Annotated in this window: 6 protein-coding genes and 1 pseudogene; all 7 read left to right on the top strand. The window is 46.0% G+C overall.

The genetic code is table 11. The features are described from left to right. Positions 1–214 (top strand): hypothetical protein (locus tag METMK1DRAFT_RS19900; protein WP_009070729.1); only part of this gene is annotated, 214 nt, incomplete at its 5' end. Between the two features lie 198 nt (positions 215–412). Next, the gene (locus METMK1DRAFT_RS03030; protein ID WP_009070727.1) at positions 413–1,213 is read left to right on the top strand and encodes an acetoacetate decarboxylase family protein; all 801 of its coding nucleotides are present in this window, start codon (positions 413–415) and stop codon (positions 1,211–1,213) included. Between the two features lie 179 nt (positions 1,214–1,392). Further along, positions 1,393–2,278, top strand: a pseudogene (locus METMK1DRAFT_RS03020) (transposase). Positions 2,279–2,468: 190 nt separating this feature from the next. Next, on the top strand, positions 2,469–3,212 hold the full coding sequence (locus METMK1DRAFT_RS03015; protein WP_009070721.1) for a cyclase family protein: 744 nt from the start codon (positions 2,469–2,471) through the stop codon (positions 3,210–3,212). Between the two features lie 380 nt (positions 3,213–3,592). Further along, positions 3,593–3,757 carry a hypothetical protein gene (locus tag METMK1DRAFT_RS18105; RefSeq protein ID WP_172634107.1) on the top strand — a complete coding sequence of 55 codons (165 nt, stop codon included), beginning with the start codon at positions 3,593–3,595 and terminating at the stop codon, positions 3,755–3,757. 96 nt (positions 3,758–3,853) lie between these two features. Next, on the top strand, positions 3,854–4,531 hold the full coding sequence (locus tag METMK1DRAFT_RS15475; protein ID WP_052300181.1) for a helix-turn-helix domain-containing protein: 678 nt from the start codon (positions 3,854–3,856) through the stop codon (positions 4,529–4,531). A 106-nt stretch (positions 4,532–4,637) separates the two neighbouring features. Next, entirely contained in the window at positions 4,638–6,164 is a 1,527-nt protein-coding gene (locus METMK1DRAFT_RS03005) for a protein kinase domain-containing protein (protein WP_009070715.1), read from the top strand. The last annotated feature ends 26 nt before the right edge of the window (positions 6,165–6,190 follow it).

Genomic DNA, 6,190 nt, shown 5'->3' with positions numbered 1-6,190 from the left:
CTTCGGGGGTCAGGCGCTCGAGGCCGTGCTCAAGTTCCGGGCCTACTCCTGGATGTGCCTGGTCAACCTGGTCGTGGGGAGGGCCCCAGGGGTAGAGGTCGAGGGGTGGACCGTGAATTCGGGGAAAACCGGTCTCCCCTATTTCCAAGTTAGTCATCTCGGCTGGAAAATTAAAGTAAGTAGGACACTAAGCAGACACTTACGAGAGGTTTAAAACGATGTTGGTTCTTCTGCTTTGTGGGATACTTCAATTTTTATCAGGAATAACCTGAAACCTTCTTTTAATCTAACACTGGATTTTGAATCTAAGAAAACTCACTGGGCTCAACGCCTAAGAAAATTGAACAGTCTCACTAAGCATATTTGGATAAAAAATTTTTATATATGATTGCATTCTTTATATTGGTTGAATATGTCATACACACATCCCATAACTAAAAGTGGCGACTCAAATATCGTCTCAGAACCACCGTGGTATTACGGTGTTACTTACATAGGTGCCCACGTTAAATTCAATAAAGACGGGGCTGAACAAGTCTTACCCACCTTCTTATCCACAGACGGTGAAGGTTGGGTCTACATAGCCGAATTTATTTCTACGAGTGGAAATAAAGCCTGGGAATACATGTATAAAGATCCGGATCTCACACAGTACATGGAAGGAGCTATTGGCTTAAAGGTCTTCTTCGAGGGGAGGAGTTATATCTATTATCCCTTCATGTGGGTGGATAAGGATTGGGCCCTCGTGAGAGGTTGGGTCGATGGATATCCCAAGAAGATTGCAAAGGTTTCCATGACTAAACTTCATCCTCTTCTGCCATCCTACGATAGACCGAAACCTGGACTCAAACTGGGGGGATACGTTGTGAGAGGTGGTGGGCATTTGTTTAGATTACAAGTAGAATTGAAAGAAAAAGGCAACTCAATACCAACTAAAGACTTTGGTCCTTTCCTTAGCATAAGGAGATTTCCGTCGAGGGGAGAGGGGGAAGATGATGTGTATGAGGTGGTAAGCAGAGTGAGGGATGAATCTAAATTAGATGAGGTGTGGGTTGGTGATGCTTTTGTTGATATTGGGGGTTATGTCAATGATGAGGTGGATAAACTGAGAGTGGAGAGGACTTTCGCCGGTTATTACTTTCTTCAATACTTTAAGGTGACCAGAACTGTTCTTCTCAAGAAGCTTACACAGGAAGTAGCTCTCTTAAGCTAGATTCTAGTTTCTATTTATCATTTATGCGCATTATTTGACAAGTTATATTTATCCTTCAAAAATAGCATTTTTAAGACTTAATTCTAGAGATAGTTGGTATACTCTAGTTTATAGAGGAGCGGGGCGATTCAGGACTCCATTGTGATTTCTATTTGTTTCTATAGAACGAAAGTGACTTAATTGATCCTACATCAGTACACGAAAAGGGGACGAGCGCTAGGTCATACCGTGAGGTGTACAATCACGTGGTGACCGCGCTCGTCCTTGAGGTAGTTGGGGAGGACGCGCCATTAAATGAAACGGCTGAGGAGGAGGAGAGGACCTCCCCCAGGTACGCCAGGCACATGTTCCTGAGGGGGTTCAGGGTCTCCCTCCGGGGGGTCGTGTACGGGCTGGAGTGGGTCACGGTGAGGTTGCACGTGCTGTACAGGGGAGGAGTCGCTCAGGGAGGAGGGGCTGGTGCTCAGGGCCCTCCTCTACTCCATGTTGGGAACGCCGAGCTCTAAACCCAGGAGCTGGAGGTGGGGGGACTTCAAGTACGTGATCGTGGACGGGAAGTACGTGAAGTTGAGGGGAGGAAGGAAGGGGGTGCTCCCGATCGCGTTGGGACTCACTGACCACGGTGTGAGGGCCGTGCTGGACGTGGTCCTGACCGGGGAGGAGGACGTCGTGAGCTACTGGGACCTCCCGGTGAGGCTATGGAGGTACAACCTCACCCTCGTTGTAGCTGACGGGTTAAGGTCGTGGAGGAGGCCATCTCCAGTCCAGGATCCAGGTCGCGAGGCAGACCTGCCTGATTCACCTAAACGAAGCAGGAGGGTGAGGGACGCACCTGACCCCTCTCCCTGCCCGGGGCTCTCCTACCTCTTTGCCCCCAGGGAGGCCCCTCCTCGAACGACCTTACCGGCCCTTCAACTCCCTCCCGGAGAGTTCTGCAAGTGTCACTCCCCCTGGAGGATCGCCCGGGCCATGGCCATCAACTACAACCTCTCGACCTGTTATCTCATCCTGATAATATTACAGGAACCCTTATTTCTTCGTGAAATGATCAAATATATTCAGTAATTCCTCCATTGAATAAGTCCAAATCAACAGAGATATTACAATTAGCAAAGGAGTCCTGAATCGCCCGAGGAGCGGATTGGGATATGTAATTCACATTTCTAAAATTAAATATCCTAGAACTTACTTTAATAAAAAGGGTTACTCATGAGCCGTAAGGAAGACTTTTAGACTTTTACTTCATAATATAGTTATGTCACAATCTAAGAATGTGTATCACAAACTAAGGGACATATTACAACTATTTGAATATTATGACCTCACTTTCCCCCTTTCACAAGGTAATGTGATGTGGCCTACTATGCCTCCGCTGAGAATAACCAAGATAAGACATAAGGACCGAGATATGTCGGAGGCCCATGAGGTCTGCATCACAACTCAAGATTTCACTCACATAGACGCTCCATCCCACATGTTGAGGGATGGCTTCCCAATCGACAAGTATGGAGTTCAGAGTTTCATTTTACCTTGTACAGTACTTGATGTGAGGAATGAAAAGAGCAGGGAAATAGCGGTCTCTGAGTTGAGGGAGTTCGAGGCCGAGCTATCCACTTATGAGTGTATAGTTCTGTTCACTGGCTTCAAGAAGGACCCGAGAGAATTCGTATATAGTTGGAGATATTTGAAGTCGGAAACCTCTGAATATATCTCAACATTCAAAAATTTGAAGTTAGTGGGAATAGATACCCCTAGTATTGCAGGCTGGTCTGGAAAAGTAGACGTCATGGAACCTCTAATATCGCGTAGAGAAGCCGTGATTACTCATTTAAATCTAATGAAAGAAGGAATATTAATTGTAGAAGGTCTTTGGAACTTAGGGAAACTTTTTGGACCAGGAGACAGGATAATCCATGGGATTCTCGTGGCAATGCCCTTGAATCTTATAGGAACAGACGGTGCTCCCGTTAGGGCAGTCTTTCTAAAATTGAAAGAATGAAGTTAAACTTTTTAATATGATACATAAAGGGGTAAAACTATTTTAGAATTGTACAGTTTATCAAATGAACTCTAGACTTCTCAATGAGCTACCGGTGAATCAGGTCAAGTCCTCAAGGTCTGGATCGGTTATCCTTAGATGTTAATTCTTATGAACAGTAATCATTTTTTTAAATAAAAAGACACAGGCGATTAATCAAATAATTGTAGTCACCTGATCCTTAAAGGACAGGGAGAGCTCTGCTACCGGAATCTGTAAAGTCCGTAAGGGCTAATCCCATGAGCTAGGATATAGCGCGATCGATAAGGGCGTAGAACAGTTAGCTACAATGGTTATGCCTTGAGCTTTAAGGTTTGACGAAATATAATATTCACTTGCTCATGAAAGTTAGCTCATATCCAGGAAATAAGGTGAGTTGTAGTAGACAGCAACTATGGGATTTCTCGTTAGGTTTGGCCTTGAAGTCAAGGCAAAATCTAATAACTGCTGTAGTAGAGTTGAGGATGAGTAGGGCAAGCTTCCTCATAACTTTCTCACAACTTTAATACTTTAAATTATAATTCTCTATGTTACAATTGTCTCAAATTATATTAAGATTGTATACGACAATGTTTTTATTAATAGGAGAGAAGAGTAGTCTTATGAGACTGGGAAATGGTCCGTTGGTGAGGCTTAAAGTAAGGGCGGTACATGACGGATGCTGGAGCACGGATGAGAGGATTCGAAGTGAAATGCGGATACTCGACTTCAGGATAATGAGCGATAATCGTCTGAGAATGTTAATGTTAATAGATAAAGAGGATAAGGATACTCTTTTGGACCTGTTAAAGAAAACGTATAACTTGTTCATCGTAAACGGTATCTCAAAGTACGGAAGGGACAAACTGATTATCAGTTTCATTAAGTCCATCCAGGAAATATCTGTTCCAAAACTAATAGACCAGTACCATGGGTTTTTCCTCGGCAGTATATATAAGAATGGAATTGAGGAGTGGAATTTTGTAATACCAGCTAGAGAGGTAAAGGTAGTACTCTCTAACATGAACCTCATCATGAGCAGGATGGAAATAAAGGCAGACGATTATGATCCTGTTAGTGTTGCAGCCCTTAATTCTCAGGAGTTGGAGATACTTAATACAGCCTACGAACTGGGCTACTTCGATTTTCCAAGGGAGACCGACCTCAAGGAGTTAAGCAGACGCCTCAACATGTCCGAGTCTACGGTCTCGTATCACCTACGAAACATAGAGAGGAAGATTCTCTCCAACATTCTTAAGGACTATAATAGGGGACTGGAATCGAAGGTAAGTGAGGAATAGAGCAATAAGGCTAACACTCATAGATCAGTGTGACTACGTTAGGCTGAGGAGCTGAGGAAAACGCATTACCGTAAAGTTTTTCCCGACTCATGCCGTAAGGTTCACAGTGAACGGACAACTTAATATCGAACTTGACGTTAACGTCAAACAATTCTTCGGCGTCAACATGGCTAACGTTACCGTGAGAACCAAGTACTTAGGAAGGCCAGTTGACATAAGTATGCTCCTTGTATACCTCGACGGTTTATTAGTGAGCTACCTTCCTACTGGTATCAGAGGTGTCTATCTATCTGTCTTTCCTGTCAACCGAGGAGTTCATCAAATCGAGGTACGAGCTACATACTATGGCTATGTAGCTCAAGTGAAGAGAAAGTTCGTAGTTGGGTCTCCAACCTCACAAGATGTCTCCATATACTTAACTAGGAACAACGACGGTTCGTCAACTGTAGAGGTTAGGGTGTGGGGTGAAACAGTGAGGCCTGACAGGATATCCGTTACATGTGAGGGGAGGCCAATCCCCTTTCATGAACTGGGGGAGGGAAGGTTTCTGCTCCCAAAAGCCCGCTTCAACACGGTGGAGGTAGAGGCATGTGTGGGGGCTATGTGCAAAAAGACTTCGTTCCTCCCGCCTCTACCTCCCTTGAACTCGTGGGATCCAAAGATATGGATAGGTAGGAGACTCTACGGATACGAAGTCGTGGATTACTTAGGTCAAGGTGGTTTCGGTTACGTCCTTAGGGGTAGAGCTAACGCTCAGGACTTCGCCCTGAAAATCCCCAGGCTGTCCAATCCAGGGGGAAGGAGTAATACCCTCAACTCCTTGGAAGTCCTGGAGGGACTGTTCAAGGAGGGAAGGGCGCTGGTGGAGCTCAGCGGGGAGTCCCCTTATCTCGTGAAGTTAGAAGGACTCCACGTGGACAGAGTGCTGGTCAAAAATGCAGTGAGTGACCCTAGCTACTACCTGGAGCTCCCTCCAGTGATCGTGATGGAGTTCATGGAGGGCGGACCTCTCTCCAAGTTGGTCATGGATGATATCCTGTTCTATTCCCGCAAATGGACTGACGTGGTTCTCCTGGTAGGACAGAGGATTTCCAGCGCCCTATATAAAGTCCATCAGAGAGGTTACGTTCACTGTGACGTGAAGCCCAGCAACGTCCTCCTGGATAAGCCGTCCCCGACCACTGCTGAGGAGTTACTTGAGGACATGAAGAGGTTGAGGATTAACCCGAAGCTGGCGGACCTGGGTTCTGCCACTAGGGAGGGAGGAACTCCCCCAGGAGTCACGGTGGAGCACTCCTCCTTGGAACACGTGGTGGCACTGAATCGGGGAGGGATCTCTTGGAGGGACGACATCTACTCCCTGGGGTCAACCCTGTTGTTCCTACTCACTAGGAGATACATAAATGGTAGGCTGATCGACAAAATTAACTCCGCCTTGGACAGTGGAGACCTCAGAGATTTAACGAGGTATTATCACCTCAGAGACCTCAGGGTATTGGATCAGGCCGACGTCTCCAAGGAAGTGAGGATCTTCCTTTCCAGGATGATCTCCAGCGAGCCTAGGGAGAGACCCACCGCGCTAGAGACCTTCAACTTCTTCAGCTCAGTGATCTCCTCAGGAAACACCCACTAAGTCTGAACCCCTCTCAAGCAAGTTCA

It is taken from the genome of Metallosphaera yellowstonensis MK1, from assembly GCF_000243315.1.
Lineage (GTDB): Archaea > Thermoproteota > Thermoprotei_A > Sulfolobales > Sulfolobaceae > Metallosphaera > Metallosphaera yellowstonensis.
This window is presented reverse-complemented; position numbering and strand designations above follow the sequence as displayed.